General features: G+C 70.2%; 20 protein-coding genes. 16 read left to right on the top strand and 4 right to left on the bottom strand.

Annotated elements, in window-relative coordinates; all coding sequences use genetic code 11:
- The first annotated feature begins 95 nt into the window (after positions 1-95).
- The gene (locus tag ACFYQ5_RS35495; protein WP_389203668.1) at positions 96-1,220 is read left to right on the top strand and encodes a ferrochelatase; all 1,125 of its coding nucleotides are present in this window, start codon (positions 96-98) and stop codon (positions 1,218-1,220) included.
- Between the two features lie 77 nt (positions 1,221-1,297).
- The gene (locus ACFYQ5_RS35490; protein WP_389203666.1) at positions 1,298-2,098 is read left to right on the top strand and encodes an inositol monophosphatase family protein; all 801 of its coding nucleotides are present in this window, start codon (positions 1,298-1,300) and stop codon (positions 2,096-2,098) included.
- A gap of 102 nt (positions 2,099-2,200) precedes the next feature.
- Here the strand turns inward: ACFYQ5_RS35490 and ACFYQ5_RS35485 are convergent, their stop codons facing one another.
- Positions 2,201-2,374, bottom strand: coding sequence for a hypothetical protein (locus tag ACFYQ5_RS35485; protein ID WP_389203664.1), 174 nt, complete (start codon positions 2,372-2,374; stop codon positions 2,201-2,203).
- 364 nt (positions 2,375-2,738) lie between these two features.
- Between ACFYQ5_RS35485 and ACFYQ5_RS35480 the strand changes: the two genes are divergently transcribed.
- The 4 genes from ACFYQ5_RS35480 to ACFYQ5_RS35465 all read left to right on the top strand — a co-directional run bounded on the left by ACFYQ5_RS35480 (position 2,739) and on the right by ACFYQ5_RS35465 (position 6,301).
- Positions 2,739-3,392, top strand: a complete 654-nt coding sequence (locus ACFYQ5_RS35480; protein WP_359466041.1) for a response regulator transcription factor — start codon at positions 2,739-2,741, stop codon at positions 3,390-3,392.
- 7 nt (positions 3,393-3,399) lie between these two features.
- A complete protein-coding gene (locus ACFYQ5_RS35475) occupies positions 3,400-4,632 on the top strand; it encodes a sensor histidine kinase (RefSeq protein ID WP_389203663.1) in 1,233 nt (410 codons plus the stop codon).
- 403 nt (positions 4,633-5,035) lie between these two features.
- Positions 5,036-5,332, top strand: coding sequence for a DUF4193 domain-containing protein (locus ACFYQ5_RS35470; protein ID WP_003965732.1), 297 nt, complete (start codon positions 5,036-5,038; stop codon positions 5,330-5,332).
- 12 nt (positions 5,333-5,344) lie between these two features.
- Positions 5,345-6,301, top strand: coding sequence for a hypothetical protein (locus tag ACFYQ5_RS35465; protein WP_389203662.1), 957 nt, complete (start codon positions 5,345-5,347; stop codon positions 6,299-6,301).
- A 25-nt stretch (positions 6,302-6,326) separates the two neighbouring features.
- Here ACFYQ5_RS35465 and ACFYQ5_RS35460 read toward each other — a convergent pair whose 3' ends face one another.
- Positions 6,327-6,782, bottom strand: coding sequence for a DUF3093 domain-containing protein (locus tag ACFYQ5_RS35460; RefSeq protein WP_389203660.1), 456 nt, complete (start codon positions 6,780-6,782; stop codon positions 6,327-6,329).
- Positions 6,783-6,840: 58 nt separating this feature from the next.
- Between ACFYQ5_RS35460 and ACFYQ5_RS35455 the strand changes: the two genes are divergently transcribed.
- The 8 genes from ACFYQ5_RS35455 (at position 6,841) to ACFYQ5_RS35420 (ending at position 14,364) form a co-directional block, all read left to right on the top strand.
- The gene (locus ACFYQ5_RS35455) at positions 6,841-7,425 is read left to right on the top strand and encodes a PaaI family thioesterase (RefSeq protein WP_389203659.1); all 585 of its coding nucleotides are present in this window, start codon (positions 6,841-6,843) and stop codon (positions 7,423-7,425) included.
- On the top strand, positions 7,425-7,952 hold the full coding sequence (gene dut / locus ACFYQ5_RS35450; protein ID WP_389203658.1) for a dUTP diphosphatase: 528 nt from the start codon (positions 7,425-7,427) through the stop codon (positions 7,950-7,952). Before ACFYQ5_RS35455 ends, dut begins: the two co-directional genes overlap by 1 nt.
- 1 nt (position 7,953) lies before the next feature.
- Positions 7,954-8,724 carry a DUF3710 domain-containing protein gene (locus tag ACFYQ5_RS35445; protein ID WP_389203657.1) on the top strand — a complete coding sequence of 257 codons (771 nt, stop codon included), beginning with the start codon at positions 7,954-7,956 and terminating at the stop codon, positions 8,722-8,724.
- Between the two features lie 146 nt (positions 8,725-8,870).
- Positions 8,871-9,605, top strand: a complete 735-nt coding sequence (locus tag ACFYQ5_RS35440; protein ID WP_389203655.1) for an ABC transporter ATP-binding protein — start codon at positions 8,871-8,873, stop codon at positions 9,603-9,605.
- A gap of 191 nt (positions 9,606-9,796) precedes the next feature.
- Complete coding sequence (locus ACFYQ5_RS35435) at positions 9,797-12,340, top strand: DUF4118 domain-containing protein (protein WP_389203654.1); 2,544 nt, start codon at positions 9,797-9,799, stop codon at positions 12,338-12,340.
- Between the two features lie 55 nt (positions 12,341-12,395).
- Entirely contained in the window at positions 12,396-13,103 is a 708-nt protein-coding gene (locus ACFYQ5_RS35430) for a response regulator (RefSeq protein WP_389203652.1), read from the top strand.
- 70 nt (positions 13,104-13,173) lie between these two features.
- Positions 13,174-13,590: an OB-fold nucleic acid binding domain-containing protein gene (locus ACFYQ5_RS35425; RefSeq protein ID WP_389203650.1), complete on the top strand. Its 417-nt coding sequence runs from the start codon at positions 13,174-13,176 to the stop codon at positions 13,588-13,590.
- A gap of 3 nt (positions 13,591-13,593) precedes the next feature.
- A complete protein-coding gene (locus ACFYQ5_RS35420; protein WP_389203648.1) occupies positions 13,594-14,364 on the top strand; it encodes a DUF3159 domain-containing protein in 771 nt (256 codons plus the stop codon).
- An 81-nt stretch (positions 14,365-14,445) separates the two neighbouring features.
- Here ACFYQ5_RS35420 and ACFYQ5_RS35415 read toward each other — a convergent pair whose 3' ends face one another.
- Both ACFYQ5_RS35415 and ACFYQ5_RS35410 read right to left on the bottom strand, forming a co-directional pair.
- A complete protein-coding gene (locus tag ACFYQ5_RS35415) occupies positions 14,446-15,123 on the bottom strand; it encodes a potassium channel family protein (RefSeq protein WP_389203646.1) in 678 nt (225 codons plus the stop codon).
- Positions 15,123-15,791 (bottom strand): TrkA family potassium uptake protein, encoded by a 669-nt coding sequence (locus ACFYQ5_RS35410; protein WP_014153600.1) that lies wholly within the window; start codon positions 15,789-15,791, stop codon positions 15,123-15,125. The genes ACFYQ5_RS35415 and ACFYQ5_RS35410 overlap by 1 nt, the downstream gene beginning before the upstream one ends.
- Before the next feature lie 378 nt (positions 15,792-16,169).
- On the opposite strand from ACFYQ5_RS35410, the gene ACFYQ5_RS35405 reads away from it, so the two are divergent.
- Both ACFYQ5_RS35405 and ACFYQ5_RS35400 read left to right on the top strand, forming a co-directional pair.
- Entirely contained in the window at positions 16,170-18,221 is a 2,052-nt protein-coding gene (locus ACFYQ5_RS35405) for an APC family permease (protein ID WP_389203644.1), read from the top strand.
- 110 nt (positions 18,222-18,331) lie between these two features.
- Positions 18,332-19,690 (top strand): class I SAM-dependent RNA methyltransferase, encoded by a 1,359-nt coding sequence (locus ACFYQ5_RS35400; protein ID WP_389203643.1) that lies wholly within the window; start codon positions 18,332-18,334, stop codon positions 19,688-19,690.
- Positions 19,691-20,154 lie beyond the last annotated feature (464 nt).

Raw genomic sequence — 20,154 nt, 5'->3', positions numbered from 1 at the left:
TGTCAGGTGTGCAAGGGCTGACACAGCTTACGGCGGTCGCCGGCCCGCCGGTGGCGGTTGCCGCACTGTCGGAGGCGAGTGGCAGGATCGGGTGCATGTCCGATCTGCGTGATCCCGCGCCCTACGACGCTCTGCTGCTGCTCTCCTTCGGTGGTCCCGAAGGCCCTGACGACGTGGTCCCGTTCCTGGCGAACGTGACCCGCGGCCGGGGCATCCCCGAGGAACGGCTCAAAGAGGTCGGCAAGCACTACTTCCTCTTCGACGGCGTGAGCCCGATCAACGCGCAGAACAGGGCGCTGCTCGACGCCCTGCGCAAGGACTTCGCGGACCACGGCCTCGAACTGCCGGTGTACTGGGGCAACCGCAACTGGGCTCCGTACCTCACCGACACCCTCCGCGAGATGGTCGCCGACGGCCGTCGCCGGATCGCGGTGCTCGCCACCAGCGCCTACGCCTCGTACTCCGGCTGCCGTCAGTACCGCGAGAACCTGGCGGAGTCGCTGTCCGTCCTGGAGGCGGAGGGGCTCCCGGTGCCCCGGGTGGACAAGTTGCGGCACTACTTCAACCACCCCGGCTTCGTACGCCCCATGGTGGAGGGTGTCCTGGCGTCGCTGGCCGAGCTCCCCGAGGACGTCAGGGCGGGGGCGCACCTCGCGTTCACCACGCACTCCATCCCGACCTCGGCCGCCGACACCTCCGGGCCGGTGGAGACCCACGGCGACGGCGGCTCCTACGTGGCCGAGCACCTGGACGTCGCCCGGCTGATCTCCGAGGCCGTCCGCGAGGAGACCGGCGTCGAGCACCCGTGGCAGCTCGTCTACCAGTCGCGCAGCGGCGCCCCGCACATCCCGTGGCTGGAGCCCGACATCTGCGACCACCTGGAGACACTGCACGGCGACGGCGTCCCGGCGGTCGTCATGGCCCCCATCGGCTTCGTCTCGGACCACATGGAGGTGCTGTACGACCTCGACACGGAGGCCACCGCGAAGGCCGCCGAGCTCGGACTGCCGGTGCGCCGCTCCGCGACGGTGGGCGCTGACCCCCGGTTCGCCGCCGCCGCGCGCGAGCTCCTCCTGGAGCGTGCCGCCGCCGAACAGGACCGCCCGGTGACGCCCTGCGCCCTGGGCGCGCTCGGCCCCTCCCACGATCTCTGCCCGGTCGGCTGCTGTCCGGCCAGGGCACTCAAGCCGGCCGCCGCCGGCGCCGACAGCCCGTACTAGGGCGCGTTTCGTCCGCCTTCCCGCCGCGCGGGCACCGGCACCCCCGTTCCTGCCCGCGACACCACCTCTGGAGCGTTGTGACCGACCCCCTCCTGTCCGAACTGCTCGACCTCGCCCTGGAAGCGGCACGCAGGGCAGGAGCCCTGCTCCGGGACGGCCGCCCCGCCGACCTGGGGGTGGCCGCGACGAAGTCCAGCCCCATCGACGTCGTCACCGAGATGGACATCCGGGCGGAGAAGCTGATCACCGGCTACCTCTCGGAGCACCGTCCCGCCGACGGCTTCCTGGGCGAGGAGGGAGCCAGCGCCGAGGGCAGCAGCGGCATCCGGTGGGTCATCGACCCGCTCGACGGCACGGTGAACTATCTCTACGGGCTGCCCACCTGGTCCGTCTCCATCGCCGCCGAGCGCGACGGCGAACGGGTCGTCGGCGTGGTCGAGGCCCCGATGCGGCGAGAGACGTTCCACGCGGTGCTCGGGGGCGGTGCGTACGGCAACGGGGAGGCACTGCGCTGCCGCCCCACGGCGCCGCTCGACCAGTCGCTGGTGGCGACCGGCTTCAACTACGTCACCGACGTCCGCGCCCACCAGGCGGCCGTCGCCCAGCAGCTGATTCCGAGGCTGCGTGACATCCGGCGCGGAGGATCCGCCGCCATCGAACTCTGTGACGTGGCGGCGGGCCGGCTCGACGGCTACTACGAGCGCGGGCTGCACCCCTGGGACGTCGCGGCCGGTGATCTCATCGCCCGGGAGGCCGGCGCGCTCACCGGCGGCAGGCCCGGCCTGCCCGCGGACATCGACCTGACGGTCGCGGCGACCCCCGGGGTCTTCGAGCCCCTGCAGGCGCTCCTCGAGGAACTGGGCGCCTGGCACGACTGACGTACGCCTCCCTGAGCCTGCTGCCGGGCCCGGGGAGGGCCGTCGGCACGAGAAGAGGGCCCCGGAGAGCCATCACGGCTCCCGGGGCCCTCTCGTGGCGGCTCAGACGCTTGTGGCGCTGATTTCCACTCCGTGCTCGGCGGCGAGGCGGTGCAGGTCGTCCAGCTCTCCCTGCTCGACATCCGCGAGGAAGTCGTCGCCCGTTTCGCGAGCCCTCGTGAGGTCGGACTCGGTGTTCTTGATTCGTTGCAGCAGACCTGCGGTGAAAGCGTCCATGATGCGCCCCCTCATCGTGGGTCGGTGGCACGGGGGTGTGCCCGGTGGTCCTCCGGCCGGCGAGCCGGAGTGCGAGTGATCACGCAGTCCCTCTGGAAGCAGGACGGGCTGTGGTACGCCACATGCAGGGCGTGATCTCGGGTGTGAGAGCGTCTTCCCCGCCGTCGGCCAGGGAGAAACCTCAACTGGCCGGGGAATCCGACCAATTCCCTGGAGCAGCGGACCGGGCCGCGCCGCCTTACCGCCGGTTTATGCGCGTTACAGGCAGGATGGACGCGCACAGTCGGTGCCGCTGACGTGCGGCGGGCGGCCGGAACGAGGGCCGCCCGTCGTTTTTTTCGGAGATCTAGGGAAGGACTGCGCCGTGCGCGTACTCGTCGTCGAGGACGAGCAGCTGCTCGCCGATGCGGTGGCCACCGGGCTGCGCCGGGAGGCCATGGCCGTCGACGTCGTCTACGACGGAGGGGCGGCCCTCGAGCGCGTCGGCGTCAACGACTACGACGTCGTCGTGCTGGACAGGGACCTCCCGGTGGTCCACGGGGACGACGTCTGCCGCAAGATCGTCGAGCTCGGCATGCCCACCCGGGTGCTGATGCTCACCGCGTCCGGTGACGTCAGCGACCGGGTCGAGGGTCTGGAGCTCGGTGCGGACGACTACCTGCCCAAGCCCTTCGCCTTCAGCGAGTTGACGGCACGGGTCCGCGCCCTGGGGCGCCGCACCACGGTCGCGCTGCCGCCCGTGCTGGAGCGGGCCGGCATCAAGCTCGACCCCAACCGCCGCGAGGTCTTCCGGGACGAACAGGAGATCCAGCTGGCCCCGAAGGAGTTCGCCGTCCTGGAGGTCCTGATGCGCAGCGAGGGCGCGGTCGTCTCGGCCGAGCAGCTGCTGGAGAAGGCCTGGGACGAGAACACCGACCCTTTCACCAACGTGGTGCGGGTCACGGTCATGACCCTGCGCCGCAAGCTCGGCGAGCCGCCCGTCATCGTCACCGTCCCCGGCTCCGGATACCGGATCTGAGGGCGTGATGGCTGCCTCCCCGGCACCCCTGAAGGCGCCTCCGAAGCCGACCTGGGAACCCAAGGCGCAGGAGTCCCCGTACCCGTGGCTGCGCCCGACCATCCGGATACGCCTCACGCTGCTGTACGGCGGCATGTTCCTGATCGCGGGCATCCTCCTGCTCTCGATCATCTACATGCTGGCCGCCCAGGCCCTGAACGTGGGCAGCGACCTGCCGTTCCAGGTCGTGAACGGGCAGGTCACCAGTGAGGTGTGCGACCTGCCGACGAAGGCCAGTCCCGAAACCTTCAACGCGGCCATGAACGCCTGCGTCAACCGGCAGCGCGAACACGCGCTCGACTCCCTGCTGAACAGGTCACTGCTCGCCCTGGTCGGTCTCAGCGTCATCGCGTTCGCCTTCGGATACGCCATGGCGGGCCGCGTCCTGTCCCCGCTGGGCCGGATCACGCGCACCGCCCGCCGGGTGGTCGGCACGGACCTGACCCGGCGGATCGAGCTGGACGGCCCCGACGACGAGCTGAAGGAGCTCGCGGACACCTTCGACGAGATGCTGGACCGGCTCGAGCGGGCCTTCACGGCCCAGCAGCGCTTCGTGGGCAATGCCTCGCACGAGCTGCGCACCCCCTTGGCGATCAACCGCACGCTGCTGGAGGTCCATCTCTCCGACCCCGGGGCCCCGCCGGAGCTCCACCAGCTGGGCAAGACGCTCCTGGCCACGAACGAGCGCAGTGAGCAGCTGGTCGAAGGGCTGCTGCTGCTCGCCCGCAGCGACAACCAAATCATCGAGCGCAAGCCCGTGGACCTGGCCGAGGTCGCCGACCGCGCCATCGATCAGACCAGGTCCGAGGCGGCGGCGAAGGGGGTCGAGGTCCGTGGCGAGCGCTCCCAGGCCGTCGTCCAGGGCAACGGGGTACTGCTGGAGCGCATCGCGCTCAACCTCGTACAGAACGCGGTGCGCTACAACGTGGTGGAGGACGGCTGGGTGGAGGTCTCCACCGAGCTCCAGCACGGACAGGCGCTCCTCACCGTCTCGAACACCGGGCCCGTGGTGCCCGCCTACGAGATCGACAACCTCTTCGAGCCGTTCAGGCGGCTGCGTACGGAGCGCACGGGCAGCGACAAGGGGGTCGGGCTCGGCCTGTCGATCGCGCGGTCCGTCGCGCGGGCGCACGGAGGCCGTATCATCGCGGAGCCTCGCGAGGGCGGTGGTCTCGTGATGCGCGTCACCCTGCCGGTCTGAGAGGCTTCATGGTGTGAGGCCGCATTGGATCCCTCTGTTCGCTTTGGGCGGAATTTTGGAACCTCGTTCCCGTTCTGTCCCTGTGTGATCGATCACAGAAGCGATTTTCGGTCCCTCTACTCTCCGTGAGCACATCTCTGCCCGAAAGCTGGAAACGTCCGGGTTTCCGGGGTGCATTATCACGGGAAGTACACGGGGTGGCGCCCGTGAACTGCAGTAATCGGACCGTGTACGGTCCCCTTCGCCACCCAAGCTGATCGCTCATGAGGGATCCGGTTGGGTGTCGATTGAGTAACAGACCTTGATGTGAGGCAAAATCTCCGCCTCAGGTCGGGCACAAGTCCGGCCTCTCACGCGTTACGTGCGCTGAGACACCGCAGACACCCATGAGGGGGAGAGCGACATGGCAACGGATTACGACACCCCACGCAAGACCGACGACGACGTGGACCAGGACAGCCTCGAAGAGCTCAAGGCTCGTCGGAGCGACAAGACGGCATCCGCCGTCGACGTCGACGAGTTCGACGCGGCAGAAGGACTGGAGCTGCCCGGCGCAGACCTGTCCAACGAAGAGCTGGCCGTGCGGGTTCTGCCCAAGCAGGCCGATGAGTTCACCTGCATGAGCTGCTTCCTCGTGCACCACCGGAGCCAGCTGGCGCGCGAGAAGAACGGTCAGCCCATCTGCCGCGACTGCGACTAGGGCCGGCCGTCCGTGGCAGACGACACACCGTTCCGGAAGCGGCGCTTGCGGCGCACGAAGTCGTCGGAGGCACATCAGGGCGGCGCAGGCCCGGCAGAGGGCAAAAGCCCCACTGCCGAGCACCAGGCCGCCCTGCCTGCCTCTCCCGGCAGACCTGACGACGAGCGGGGCCGCCCGGCCTCGCTCGAAGCAGTAAGGGCGACGGGCTCGTCACCCGAGCCCGGGCAGGACGTACCGACAGGGTCCGAGAAGGGCTCCGGCCGCCTGCACACACTGAAACGAGGCGTACGCAAGAGCCGGGAGAGCGCCACCGCCGCAGTCGGCCTCGTGGCCGACCGCATCATCGACGCGGCACCCCGCGTCCCCGTGCGGGACCTCGCCACCCTGCGCAGGCAGTTCCCGGGGCTCGGTCCCGAAGAGCTCGCCGACAAACTCGTGGCGGGCGCCTGCAACGCCACCGCGACGGTCGGTGCGGGGATCGGGGCGGCGGCGATGATGCCCGTACCCCCCGCCATGCTCGCCGAGCTGGCAGCCGAGATCACCGGAGTCGCCGCCGTCGAGATGAAGCTCGTCGCCGAGCTCCACGAGGTCTACGGACAACGCCCCCCGGGCAACATCGGCCAGCGCAGCACCGCGTACCTGACGTCCTGGACGGAGGAACGCGGCATCGACGTCTCACGCCCCACCACGCTCAACGCGGCACTGGGCGGGCAGATGAAGCGCGAACTGCGCCAGCAGATTATGAAGCGCACCGTGCGCGACCTGCCGAATCTCATCCCGTTCATGGTCGGTGCCGTCGTCGGCGCGCTGATGAACCGACGGGACACCAGAAAGCTCGCCGACCGGGTCAGGAACGACCTGCGGCGCCAGCAGATCCCCTGGGACCGCCTTCCGGAGCTGCCCCCGCTGGAACAGCCCGTGAAGCCCGCCGAGGAGCTGCCCGAGGGTCTGGACGACCCCGGCCGCTGACCCTCGGGCGTGCCGCTCGGCCCCTTCAGGCGCGTACGGGCGCGAGGGCCGCCACCAGGGCCTGCGGCTCCCGGGTCGACAGATAGACGTACGGCGTCGGATCAGCCGGATCCGTGACCTTCACCCGCACCGCCGTCGGGATGTAGCTGCGCAGCAGCATGAACGCACGGGGATCCGCCTTGTACGAGCGCCAGGCGCGCGCCTCCTCCCCGTCCAGCACCTCGGCGTCGCCGAGCGCTTCCAGGGGGATCCGGGCATCGCCCGCGACGAGAGCCCCCGCCACGACCCGGATGCGCGCGGAGCCGTACGAGCTCACGCCCGCGCACGCGGCGGCCGTACCGGCGACCAGGCCGCCGAGCATGGGCAGGACGCCGAGCGGCAGGAGCATCAGCGCGCAGGCGACGCCGATCCCGAAGGCGATGAGCCACCACGAACGGGGTGCGGTGAGACGTTCGTCGAAGGGCGGTGCGGAAGGCTGCATGAAGGCAAGCTTGGCACGGCGCGACCCGGAACCGGCCGCGCGGGTAAGGTCTGCGCCTGTGAGTGGAACATCTGCACGTCTGACACCCCCGGCCGGCGCGGTGAAGCCCGTCCGCCATCCCGACGCTCCCGCGCCCGGTGAGCTCCTCGGTTCCCATTACGAACACTGTTTCGGCTGTGGTGGCGGACAGGAGCACGGACTGCACCTCCAGGCGACGGCCGGAGAAGGTGTGAGCGTCACCGCTGAATTCACCGTGAAGCCCGCCCACCAGGGCGCTCCGGGGCTGGCGCACGGTGGTGTCCTGGCCACGGCGATGGACGAGACGCTCGGCGCGCTGAGCTGGCTGCTGCGGGTCATCGCGGTGACCGGCCGGCTGGAGACCGACTACGTGCTGCCGGTGCCGGTGGGAACGGTGCTCTTCCTGGAGGCCGAGGCCACCGCCGTCCACGGCCGGAAGATCTACTGCCGTGCGACGGGACGGACCGGGGGCCCCGAGGGGCCCGTCGCGGTGCGTGCGGAGGCCCTCTTCATCGAGGTCAAGGTGGACCACTTCGTCGACAACGGGCGGCCGGAGGAGATCCAGGCGGCGATGTCCGACCCGGATCAGGTCAGGCGTGCCCGCGCCTTCGAGGTGAACCCCTGATGCGCCGTCCCGTCGACGTACTCATCCGCCGGACCGACCCCGATGTGCCGATCCCCGGCTACGGACACCCGGGCGACGCCGGTGCCGATCTGGTCACCACCGAGGCCGCCGAGCTCGCCCCGGGTGAACGGGCGGTGCTCCCCACCGGGGTGTCGATCGCGCTGCCCGACGGCTACGCCGCTTTCGTCCATCCCCGTTCGGGCCTCGCAGCCCGCTGCGGAGTGGCCCTCGTGAACGCCCCAGGGACGGTTGATGCCGGGTACCGTGGGGAGATCAAGGTCATCGTGGTCAATCTCGATCCACGCGAGACCGTGAGATTCGAACGGTTCGACCGGATTGCCCAACTGGTCGTCCAGCAGGTCGAGAAGGTGCGCTTCCACGAGGTGACGGAGCTCCCCGGCTCGGCGCGGGCCGAGGGGGGCTTCGGATCCACCGGCGGTCACGCCGCGGTGGACGGCGTCACGGGCGGTAACACCCAGGGTGGGAACAGCTACGCTTCGGTCGTATCCGACCGGGAAGGACGTTGACGTGTTCGGACGTCGCAAGAACAGTGGTTCCGCCAAGGACACGGCGGACGAGACGCGCGAGGCCGAGCAGGTCGCCGACGAGCTCGACGACACCGGGGCCGCGAGCGGCTCGCGCCGCACGAACCTCCCGCCGGCCCCCCGCCCCGACGGGCCGTGGGACATCAGCGAGGTCTCCCGGCCCGGCGAGGGCCGGGTGGACCTGGGCGGCATCTTCGTGCCCGGGGTCGAGGGCATGGAGCTCCGGGTGGAGGTCGCCGGGGACGCGATCGTCGCGGCCACCGTCGTGCTGCGCGACAGCGCGGTCCAGCTGCAGGCCTTCGCCGCCCCCAAGAAGGAGGGCATCTGGGGCGAGGTGCGCGAGGAGATCGCCTCGGGCATCACCCAGCAGGGCGGGATCATCGACGAGGTCGAGGGCCCGCTGGGCTGGGAACTGCGCGCCCAGGTCCCCGTACAGCTCCCTGACGGTAAGAACGGCGTACAGCTGGTGCGCTTCATCGGCGTCGACGGACCGCGCTGGTTCCTGCGCGGAGTGATCTCCGGCCAGGGCGCGGTGCAGCCGGAGGCCGCCGGGCTGCTGGAGACGATCTTCCGGGACACCGTCGTCGTCCGTGGCGACGGCCCGATGGCCCCGCGCGACCCGATCGTCCTCAAGCTTCCCGACGACGCCCAGATGGTGCCCGAGGGCGTGCAGCAGGAGGACCAGGAGAGCTCGAAGTTCTCCGGAGGCATGGGTCAGCTCCAGCGCGGGCCCGAGATCACCGAGGTGCGCTGACCGCACCCCAGCTCGTTCCGGCCGGTGGGCCGTGTCCCGGGGAGGGGACGCGGCCCGCTTTCCATTGCCTCACCGGGTGCCTCATGCACATACTGGCGGCTGCCGAGGGAGCGGTGCGCGGGGCGGCGTACGTACGGGGGAGAGCGATGACACGGAGCACCGACGCAACGACCGGTACGGCCCTGGCCGGGAGTCCGGGCGACGCCACCATGGTGCGGATCGAGGACCTGCACCGCTCGTACGGAACCGGCGCCGCGGCCGTGCACGCCCTGCGGGGGGTCTCCTTCGAGATCCCGCGCGGAGAGCTCGTCGCGCTCAAGGGGCGCTCGGGATCGGGCAAGACCACCCTGCTCAATCTCGTCGGCGGTCTCGACGCGCCGGACAGCGGCCGGATCACCGTCGGCGGCACCGACCTCGCCGGGCTCGGCGAGGACGGGCTGCTGGAACTGCGCAGGGACCGGATCGGTTTCATCTTCCAGTCGTTCGGCCTGATCCCGATCCTGACCGCCGCGGAGAACGTCGGCGTTCCCCTGCGCCTGCGCAGGACCGACTCTCAGGAGCGTGACGAGCGAGTGGCGCTGCTGCTCGCCCTGGTGGGCCTCGGCGACCACGCCCAGCAGCGCCCCGGGGAGCTCTCCGGCGGCCAGCAGCAGCGTGTCGCCATCGCCAGGGCGCTCGCCAACCGGCCCGCCCTCCTGATCGCCGACGAGCCCACCGGGCAGCTCGACGCGGAGACCGGGCTCGCGGTGATGCAACTGCTGCGCGCCGTCGTGCGCAGCGAGGGCGTCACCGTCCTCGTCGCCACCCACGATCCGCAGCTGCTCGGTTTCGCCGACCGGGTCCTGGAACTCAGCGACGGGCACATCGTCGAGCAGGTGTAGCCCGGCCGTCCGGACGCACGCCCGAACAGCCGGGGCACGTCCGGAGAGGCCGGGGCACCGTCCCCGCATCAGAATCCCGTCAATACGGACCCCGCGCCCGGCCCTGACCCCATATGCCGGAATTCCTCGGGGTAGCTTCGACACCGGCTCCCCGTATCCGCGGCAGCCGGTTCAGAGAAGACAATGGGGCCATGGCACGCGGCAAGCTTCGGATCTACCTGGGTGCGGCACCCGGCGTCGGCAAGACGTACGCGATGCTGGCCGAGGCCCACCGCCGGGTGGAGCGGGGCACGGACTGTGTCGTCGCGTTCGTGGAGCACCACGGCCGGCAGCGCACCGAGGTGCTGCTGCACGGCCTGGAGCAGATCCGCCGCCGCGACATCGAATACCGTTCCGCCGTCTTCGCGGAGATGGACGTCGACGCCGTCCTGGAACGGGCGCCGGCCGTCGCACTCGTGGACGAACTCGCCCACACCAATGTGCCGGGCTCCCGTAACGCCAAGCGCTGGCAGGACGTCGAAGAACTCCTCAAGGCCGGCATCGACGTGGTGTCCACCGTCAACATCCAGCACCTGGAGTCCCTCGGCGACGTCGTGGAGTCGATAACCGGCGTGCGGCAGCAGGAGACCATCCCCGACGAGGTCGCCCGGCGGGCCGACCAGATCGAGCTCGTCGACATGTCGCCCCAGGCGCTGCGCCGCCGCATGGCCCACGGCAACATCTACCAGTCCGACAAGGTCGACGCGGCGCTGTCGAACTACTTCCGCCCCGGCAACCTCACCGCCCTGCGCGAGCTGGCGCTCCTCTGGGTCGCCGACCGCGTCGACGAGTACCTCCAGCAGTACCGGGGCGAACACGACATCAGCGACCCCTGGCAGGCCCGCGAGCGCATCGTCGTCGGTCTGACCGGCGGCCCCGAGGGCCGCACGCTCATCCGCCGCGCCTCCCGGATGGCCGCCAAGGGATCCGGCAGCGAGATCCTCGCGGTGTACATCGCGAGGAGCGACGGGCTGACCTCCGCCTCGCCCAAGGAACTCGCGGTCCAGCGCACGCTCGTCGAGGACCTCGGAGGCACCTTCCACCACGTCATCGGCGACGACATACCCTCGGCGCTGCTCGCGTTCGCCCGGGGCGTCAACGCCACCCAGATCGTCCTCGGCTCCAGCCGCCGCAAGACCTGGCAGTACATCTACGGCCCCGGGGTGGGCGCCACCGTCGCCCGTGAGTCGGGCCCCGACCTCGACGTGCACATCGTCACGCACGAAGAGGTCGCCAAGGGGCGCGGGCTGCCCATCGCGCGCGGCGCCCGGCTCAGCCGCACCCGGATCATCTCGGGCTGGCTGGCCGGCGTCGGCGGACCGGCCCTCCTGACCCTGCTCCTGCACGGTCTGGAGAACGGGCCGGGACTCGCCAACGACGTCCTGCTCTTCCTCTTCATGACCGTCACCGCCGCGCTGCTCGGGGGACTGGCCCCCGCGCTCGCCTCGGCGGCGGCGGGCTCCCTGCTCCTGAACTACTGGTTCACCCCGCCCACCCACACCCTGACCGTGCAGGACCCGGAGAACTTCGTCGCCATCGTGATCTTCTTCGCGGTGGCGGTCGCGGTCGCGTCGGTCGTCGACCTGGCGGCCCGCCGCACCCATCAGGCGGCCCGGCTGCGCGCCGAGTCGGAGATCCTCTCCGCCCTCGCGGGCAGCGTCCTGCGCGGCGAGACGGCCCTGGACGCCCTGCTGGACCGGGTCCGCGAGACCTTCGCCATGGAATCCGTCGCACTCCTGGAGCGCCGGAGCGACGTCGATCCCTGGACCTGCGCCGGGTCGGTCGGGCCCGCCCCGGTGGCCCGGCCCGACGACGCGGACGTGGACATGCCCGTCGGCGACCACATGGCGCTGGCGCTCTCCGGCCGGGTGCTGCCCGCCGAGGACCGCCGGGTCCTCGGCGCCTTCGCCGCGCAGGCCGCCGTCGTGCTCGACCGGCAGCGGCTGGTGGGGGAGGCGGAGGCGGCCCGGCGCCTCGCCGAGGGCAACCGGATCAGGACCGCGCTGCTCGCCGCCGTCAGCCACGACCTGCGTACCCCCCTGGCCGCGATCAAGGCCGCCGTGAGCTCCCTGCGCTCCGACGACGTCGCCTGGTCCGACGAGGACGAGGCGGAGCTCCTCGCGGCCATCGAGGACGGCGCCGACCGGCTGGACCACCTGGTCGGCAATCTGCTCGACATGTCGCGCCTGCAGACCGGCACGGTCACCCCGCTGATCCGCGAGATCGACCTCGACGAGGTCGTCCCGATGGCGCTCGGCGGCGTACCGGAGGGCAGCGTCGACCTGGACATCCCCGAGACGCTGCCCATGGTCGCCGTCGACCCGGGGCTGCTGGAGCGGGCTGTCGCCAACATCGTCGAGAACGCCGTCAAGTACAGCCCCGGCCGGGAACGCGTCGCCGTCGCCGCCAGCTCCCTGGGCGAACGCGTCGAACTCCGGGTGGCCGACCGTGGCCGGGGGGTCCCCGACGAGGCCAAGGAGCGCATATTCGAACCGTTCCAGCGGTACGGTGACGCTCCACGCGGCGCCGGAGTCGGCCTCGGGCTCGCCGTCGCCCGTGGTTTCGTGGAGTCCATGGGCGGCACGCTGGACGCCGAGGACACCCCCGGAGGGGGGCTCACCATGGTCCTCACACTCACCGCCGCGCCCGGCCAGGTACGGGCCGGCCCCGTATCGCCCGCGCACCTCACCTCATGAGATCCCCGGGGCGCATCCCCACCCCGTACACGTATTCCGGAAAGGCAGGTCCGCGATGACCCGGGTGCTCGTGGTCGACGACGAGCCGCAGATCGTACGCGCGCTCGTGATCAACCTGAAGGCGCGCAGGTACGAGGTGGACGCGGCACCCGACGGGGCGACCGCTCTGCAGCTCGCGGCGGCGCGCCATCCCGACGTCGTCGTCCTCGACCTCGGGCTGCCGGACATGGACGGCGTCGAGGTGATCAGGGGCCTGCGTGGCTGGACCAGGGTGCCGATCCTCGTGCTCTCGGCCCGTCACACCTCCGACGAGAAGGTCGAGGCCCTGGACGCCGGGGCCGACGACTACGTCACCAAGCCGTTCGGCATGGACGAGCTGCTGGCCCGGCTGCGTGCCGCTGTGCGCCGGGCGGAACCGGTCGGCCAGGACGGCGGCGACGACCCGGTGATCGTCGAGACCGCGGGGTTCACCGTGGACCTGGCGGCGAAGAAGGTCCACCGTGAGGGCCGCGACGTACGGCTCACTCCGACCGAGTGGCACCTGCTCGAGGTCCTCGTCCGCAACGCCGGGCGGCTCGTCAGCCAGAAGCAGCTGCTCCAGGAGGTCTGGGGGCCCTCGTACGGCACCGAGACCAACTATCTGCGGGTCTACATGGCGCAGCTGCGCCGCAAGCTGGAGACGGATCCCTCGCACCCCAGACACTTCGTGACCGAGCCGGGCATGGGCTACCGCTTCGAGCGGGGACAACCCGTTCCGGAGTGACGGGCCTCACTCGTTCGGGTGACACTCGTGCGGGCCCGCCCGTACCACAGGAGACCGGTACCCTTCGGGTATGAGCGCTGTTCCCCGATCCGAGAAGTCCGGCAGGGCGGAGAAGCCGTCCGGCCGCTTCCGCCGCATGCTCGACCGGCTGTCCAGCTCCCAGGAGGACCTCGAGTCCGAGGAGCTGCAGGAGGACACGCACGCTTCGGGTTGCACGCGCATCTCCGAGTGCACGGACCGCCAGATCGTCAAGGTCACTGGTACCTTGCGGACCGTGACCTTGCGCCCGCGGGCCGGAGTGCCCGCCCTGGAGGCGGAGCTCTTCGACGGCACCGCGCCGCTCGACGTGGTCTGGCTGGGCCGGCGTTCCATCGTCGGCATCGAACCTGGCCGCAAGCTCATCGCGTCGGGCCGCGTGGCCATGAGCCACGGGCGCCGGGTGCTGTTCAATCCCAAATACGAACTCCGACCGCTCGGCAAGGAGTAGCCGGTGACGTCTCTCGACAAGCCGACGTCCGATACGGACCAGCCCCACCGCACCGACCAGCAGGACGCCGACGCGAAGGCGGTCACGGAAGCCGCGCTCTCCGAGGCCTTCGGCGGCGTGCGCGGCATGGTGGAGACAGTCCTGCCCGGGCTGCTCTTCGTCACGATCTTCACCCTCAACAAGGACCTGACGGCCTCGGCCATCGCCGCCGCGGCGGTCTCCCTGGCCCTCGTCGTCGTACGGCTCATCCGCAAGGACACCGTCAAGCACGCCTTCAGCGGTGTCTTCGGCGTGGGTTTCGGCGTGCTCTTCGCGCTGATGACGGACAACGCCAAGGCCTTCTACCTGCCGGGCATGCTCTACACGCTCGGGCTCGCCGTCGCGTACCTCGTCACGGCGCTCGCCGGCGTGCCCTTGATCGGGCTGATCCTCGGCCCGGTCTTCAAGGAGAACCTCTCCTGGCGGACCAGGAACCCGGGCCGCAAGAAGGCGTACGCCAAGGCCAGCTACGCCTGGGGCCTGATCCTGCTCGCCAAGTGCGCGATCCTCTTCCCGCTGTACTGGTGGGCCGACACCACCCAGCTCGGCTGGGTACTGGTCGCGCTCAAGATCCCGCCGTTCCTGCTCGCGGTGTATCTGACCTGGGTCTTCCTCGTCAAGGCGCCGCCGCCCATCGACGTCTTCGCGGAGATGGAGGCGGAGGAGCAGGCCGAGAAGGACCGCAAGGCGGCACAGAGCGCCCGCGCCGCGGAGGCCCGTGGCTACGACCTCTGAGACACACGCGGCGGCGTACGCAATGTGAGGGGCCCCGGACCTGCGAAACGGTCAGGGGCCCCTCACATTGCGTACGGCTGCTCAGTCCTCGACGGTCTCGCGGCGGACCGACAGCAGGTCCTCCAGCTGCTCCTCGCGCGCCTGGGCGGCCACGAACAGCAGCTCGTCACCGGCCTCCAGGGTCTCCTCGGGGCTCGGCGTCAGCACACGTGTGCCGCGGATGATCGTGACGAGCGAGGTGTCCTCGGGCCAGGCCACCTCACTCACCCGGGTGCCGGCGAGCGCCGACTCCGGGGGCAGCGTCAGCTCGACCAGGTTGGCGTCGCCGTGGCTGAAGCGCAGCAGCCGGACGAGATCACCGACGCTCACCGCCTCCTCGACCAGGGCGGACATCAGACGCGGCGTGGAGACCGCGACATCGACCCCCCAGGACTCGTTGAACAGCCACTCGTTCTTCGGGTTGTTCACCCGGGCGACGACCCTCGGGACGCCGTACTCGGTCTTCGCGAGCAGCGAGACGACCAGGTTCACCTTGTCGTCACCCGTCGCGGCGATCACGACGTTGCACCGCTGGAGCGCCGCCTCGTCGAGCGACGTGATCTCACAGGCGTCCGCGAGGAGCCACTCGGCCATCGGGACCCGTTCCACCGAGATGGCCGTCGGCGCCTTGTCGATCAGCAGCACCTCGTGCCCGTTCTCCAGGAGCTCGGCCGCGATGGAACGGCCCACCGCACCGGCCCCGGCAATCGCGACGCGCATCAGTGACCGCCCTCCTCGGGACCTTCGGCAAAGGCCTCCTCGACCTTCGCGATCTCGTCCGTGCGCATCATCACGTGGACGAGGTCGCCTTCCTGCAGAACCGTCTGCGACGTGGGCAGAATGGCCTCGCCCAACCGTGTGAGGAAAGCGACGCGGACGCCCGTCTCCTCCTGCAGCGTGCTGATCTTGTGCCCGATCCAGGACGGCGTGGTGTGCACCTCGGCGAGCTGCACACCACCGCTCGGATCGCGCCACAGCGGCTCCGCACCCGACGGCAGCAGCCGCCGCAGCATCTGGTCGGCCGTCCAGCGGACCGTGGCGACGGTGGGGATCCCCAGTCGCTGGTAGACCTCGGCACGCCGCGGGTCGTAGATGCGCGCCGCGACGTTCTCGATGCCGAACATCTCGCGGGCCACGCGGGCGGCGATGATGTTGGAGTTGTCGCCGCTGCTGACGGCCGCGAACGCTCCGGCCTCCTCGATCCCCGCCTCACGCAGGGTGTCCTGGTCGAAGCCGACCCCGCTGACCCGCCTGCCGCCGAATCCGGAACCGAGGCGACGGAACGCCGTCGGGTCCTGATCGATCACGGCGACCGTGTGCCCCTGCTGCTCCAGGGTCTGCGCGAGAGCGGCTCCGACGCGCCCGCAGCCCATGATGACGATGTGCACCTCGCGCCTACCTCGCCGTCCTGGTCGTCCGGATGACCTGCGAAAACACCCTGCTCACACTTCTCTCTCAGCTTGCGGGGCAAACAGTGGGCAACCGCCTTCGGCGTTGCCCGTGGATGAGCTTATGCGGCGGCGTGCGCACCGCCTCATCCGGGCGACGCCCGCACTCCTTCATCCGAGTGTGCGTATCCCAGGGGCCGATGAGCAAAAGGGGGAGTCCGCCTCTGGCCCCGCACCGCCCGACCCGCCCGTCCCGCAAGGATTTCGTTAAGGATTCCATGGACTTTCCCGGTGAGGGCGGGTAATCATGAAGGTTTTCCTGGTGCCGAGGGGGTGGTGCCTCGGCGGCGTGTCCCGGCAGCGCTTACGATCCTCACCGTGTCCAAATTGACCGACGTGCCCAAACGGATCCTGATCGGCCGGGCGCTGCGCAGCGACAAGCTGGGGGAAACGCTCCTCCCCAAGCGCATCGCGCTCCCCGTCTTCGCATCCGACCCGCTGTCCTCCGTTGCGTACGCACCCGGAGAAGTCCTCCTCGTGCTGTCCATCGCGGGCGTGTCGGCGTACCACTTCAGTCCGTGGATCGCGGCCGCGGTGGTCGTCCTGATGTTCACCGTCGTCGCCTCGTACCGGCAGAACGTGCGCGCCTACCCGAGCGGGGGCGGCGACTACGAGGTCGCCAACACCAACCTCGGCCCGAAGGCCGGACTGACCGTCGCCAGTGCCCTCCTCGTCGACTACGTCCTCACCGTCGCCGTGTCGATCTCCTCCGGTGTGGAGAACCTCGGCTCCGCGATCCCCTTCGTCATCGAGCACAAGACGCTCTGCGCCATCGGGGCCATCGTGCTGCTGACACTGATGAACCTGCGCGGCGTCAAGGAGTCCGGCAAGCTCTTCGCCATCCCGACCTATCTGTTCGTGGCCGGGGTCTTCGTCATGATCCTCTGGGGCGCGTTCCGGGGACTCGCCCTCGGCGAGACCATGCACGCCCCCACCTCGGACTACGAGATCAGGCCCGAGCACCAGGGGCTCGCCGGATTCGCCCTCGTCTTCCTGCTCCTGCGCGCCTTCTCCTCCGGCTGTGCGGCCCTCACGGGCGTCGAGGCGATCAGCAACGGCGTCCCCGCCTTCCGTAAGCCGAAGAGCAAGAACGCCGCGACCACGCTGGCGGCCATGGGCCTGCTGGCCGTCACCATGTTCTGCGGCATCATCGGCCTCGCCATGGCCACCGACGTGAAGATGGCCGAGAACCCGGCGAAGGACCTGATCCACAACGGTGCCGCCGTCGGCGCGAACTTCGTCCAGGACCCGGTCATCTCCCAGGTCGCCGCGGCGGTCTTCGGCGACGGCACGTTCTTCTTCGTGTTCCTGGCGGCCGCCACCGCCCTCGTGCTCTTCCTCGCCGCGAACACCGCGTACAACGGCTTCCCGCTGCTCGGCTCGATCCTCGCCCAGGACCGCTACCTGCCCCGCCAGCTGCACACCCGTGGTGACCGGCTGGCCTTCTCCAACGGCATCGTGCTGCTGGCCGGGGCCGCGATCCTGCTCGTCTGGATCTACGGAGCCGACTCGACGCGGCTCATCCAGCTCTACATCGTCGGCGTCTTCGTCTCCTTCACACTCAGCCAGACCGGCATGGTGCGGCACTGGAACCGCCTTCTGCGTACCGAGAAGGACCCGGCGCAGCGCCGGCGCATGATCCGCTCCCGGGCGATCAACACCTTCGGGGCGTTCTTCACCGGCCTGGTCCTGGTCGTCGTCCTGGCCACCAAGTTCACCCACGGAGCCTGGGTCGCGCTGCTCGGCATGCTGATCTTCTTCGGCACGATGACCGCCATCCGCAAGCACTACGACCGGGTCGCCGAGGAGATCGCCGCGCCGGAGACCCGGCCCGACGACAGCGTCCGGCCCTCCCGCGTCCACTCGATCGTCCTGGTCTCCAAGCTCCACCGGCCCACGCTGCGCGCCCTCGCGTACGCCAAACTGGTGCGCTCGGACCATCTGGAGGCGCTGTCCATCAGCGTCGACCCGGACGAGACGAAGGCCCTCAGGGACGACTGGGAGCGGCGGGGCATCGACATCCCGCTGAAGATCCTCGACTCGCCCTACCGTGAGGTCACCCGGCCCGTCATCGAGTACGTGAAGGGCCTGCGCAAGGACCGACCGCGCGATGTGATCAGCGTCTACATCCCGGAATACGTGGTCGGGCACTGGTACGAGCACCTGCTGCACAACCAGAGCGCGCTACGGCTGAAGGGCAGGCTCCTCTTCACCCCGGGGGTGATGGTGACCTCGGTGCCGTACCAGCTGGAGTCCTCCGAGGCCGCGAAGGCACGGGCCAGGAAGCGGGCCGACTGGAACGCCCCGGGTTCCGTCCGCCGCGGGCCCGTCGAACGGCGCCAGCACAAGGAACCCAGCCGCAAGGGCTGACTCCGCGCTCCGCCTGTGGTAAGCGGCCGGCTTCCGCCCACGTAGACTGGTGGGCTGTCGTCCGGCCGTTCGCCGTTTCCTTTTTTCCTGACCTCTGGAGCCACCCCCTCATGCAGAACGAATCCACCTCGTCGCAGGCCGGGGAATCGCAGGCCGGGGAGTCCCTGATCGGTCGGGAGTACGAGGTCGAGGTCGGCCCCGTCGCCCACGGCGGCCACTGCATCGCCCGCACGTCCGAGGGGCAGGTGCTCTTCGTGCGTCACACCCTCCCCGGTGAGAAGGTCGTCGCCCGGGTCACCGAGGGCGAGAGCGACTCGCGCTTCCTGCGCGCCGACGCGGTCACGATCGTCGAGGCGTCCAAGGACCGGGTCGAGGCCCCCTGCCCGTACGCCGGCCCCGGCAAGTGCGGCGGCTGCGACTGGCAGCACGCCAAGCCCGGCGCCCAGCGCCGGCTCAAGGGCGAAGTGATCGCCGAGCAGCTCCAGCGCCTCGCGGGCCTCACGCCCGAGGAGGCCGGCTGGGACGGCACGGTCATGCCGGCCGAGGGCGACAAGCTCCCGCCGGGCGAGGTCCCTGCCTGGCGCACCCGCGTCCAGTACGCGATCGACCAGGACGGCCTGGTCGGACTCCGCAAGCACCGCTCGCACGAGGTCCAGCCGATCGACCACTGCATGATCGCCGCCCCCGGCGTCTCCGAGCTGGGCATCGAGAAGCAGGACTGGCCGCAGATGGCCACGGTGGAGGCCATCGCCGCCACCGGCTCCCACGACCGCCAGGTCATCCTGACCCCGCGGGAGGGCGGTCGCCTTCCCCTGGTCGAGCTGGACAAGCCGGTCTCCGTGCTCCGGGTCGAGGAGAAGGACGGCGGCGTCCACCGCGTCCACGGCCGCGCCTTCGTCCGCGAGCGTGCCGACGACCGTACGTACCGCGTCGGCTCGGGCGGCTTCTGGCAGGTGCACCCGCAGGCGGCCGACACGCTGGTCCGCGCGGTCATGCAGGGCCTGCTGCCCCGCAAGAACGACATGGCGCTGGACCTCTACTGCGGCGTCGGCCTGTTCGCCGGCGCCATCGGCCAGCGGATCGGCGAGAAGGGCGCGGTGCTGGGCATCGAGTCCGGTAAGCGCGCGGTCGAGGACGCCCGGCACAACCTGAAGGACCTGGACCGGGTCCGCATCGAACACGGCAAGGTCGACCAGGTCCTGCCGCGCACGGGCATCACCGAATGCGACCTGATCGTCCTGGACCCGCCGCGCGCGGGCGCGGGCAAGGCGACGGTCAAGCAGCTGGCCGCGCTGGGCGCCCGCCGCATCGCGTACGTGGCGTGCGACCCGGCGGCGCTGGCACGGGACATCGCGTACTTCCGGGACGGGGGGTACAGGGTGCGGACGCTGCGGGCGTTCGACCTGTTCCCGATGACCCATCATGTCGAGTGCGTGGCGATCCTTGAGCCCGCCGCAAAGGGTGCCTGACCTGCTGTTTCGCCGAGTGTGCATTATGTGCGCTGTGGGCGTTACGGGCGATATCTTGACGCATATTCGACGCACGTTTGGCCCTTCTGGCGCACGTTTGACGCACATTCTGATGAGGTGCCAGATGCTCCTTACTGCAGGTGACGGTGTGTCGAGTGCGGCTTGAGGGACCCCCTTCTTTACCGCCTCTTGGTGGAGCCGTGCTCGATATGGCCCGATTTGAGGCTCAGTAGGAACGGGGCCCATAAGGGCTCCAGTGACCGAGGAAAGGCTTGAGGTCGTCGCCGTTGGGCTTGGGTGGGGAGGGCAGCTTCGGCGCTGCGGCGGACTCGGTGAGGTGCTGGAGCCGGGCGTCCGCGAAGGCGAGCCTGAAGTTTCCCCGTGATCTTGAACACGATGTTGTTACGCCGCGAGGGTCTGGCCCTGTTGGTAGCGCAATCGGGTCTCGTGGGGCGTGAGGTAGC

This window comes from Streptomyces sp. NPDC005794 (genome assembly GCF_042871445.1).
Taxonomy (GTDB): domain Bacteria; phylum Actinomycetota; class Actinomycetes; order Streptomycetales; family Streptomycetaceae; genus Streptomyces.
This window is presented reverse-complemented; position numbering and strand designations above follow the sequence as displayed.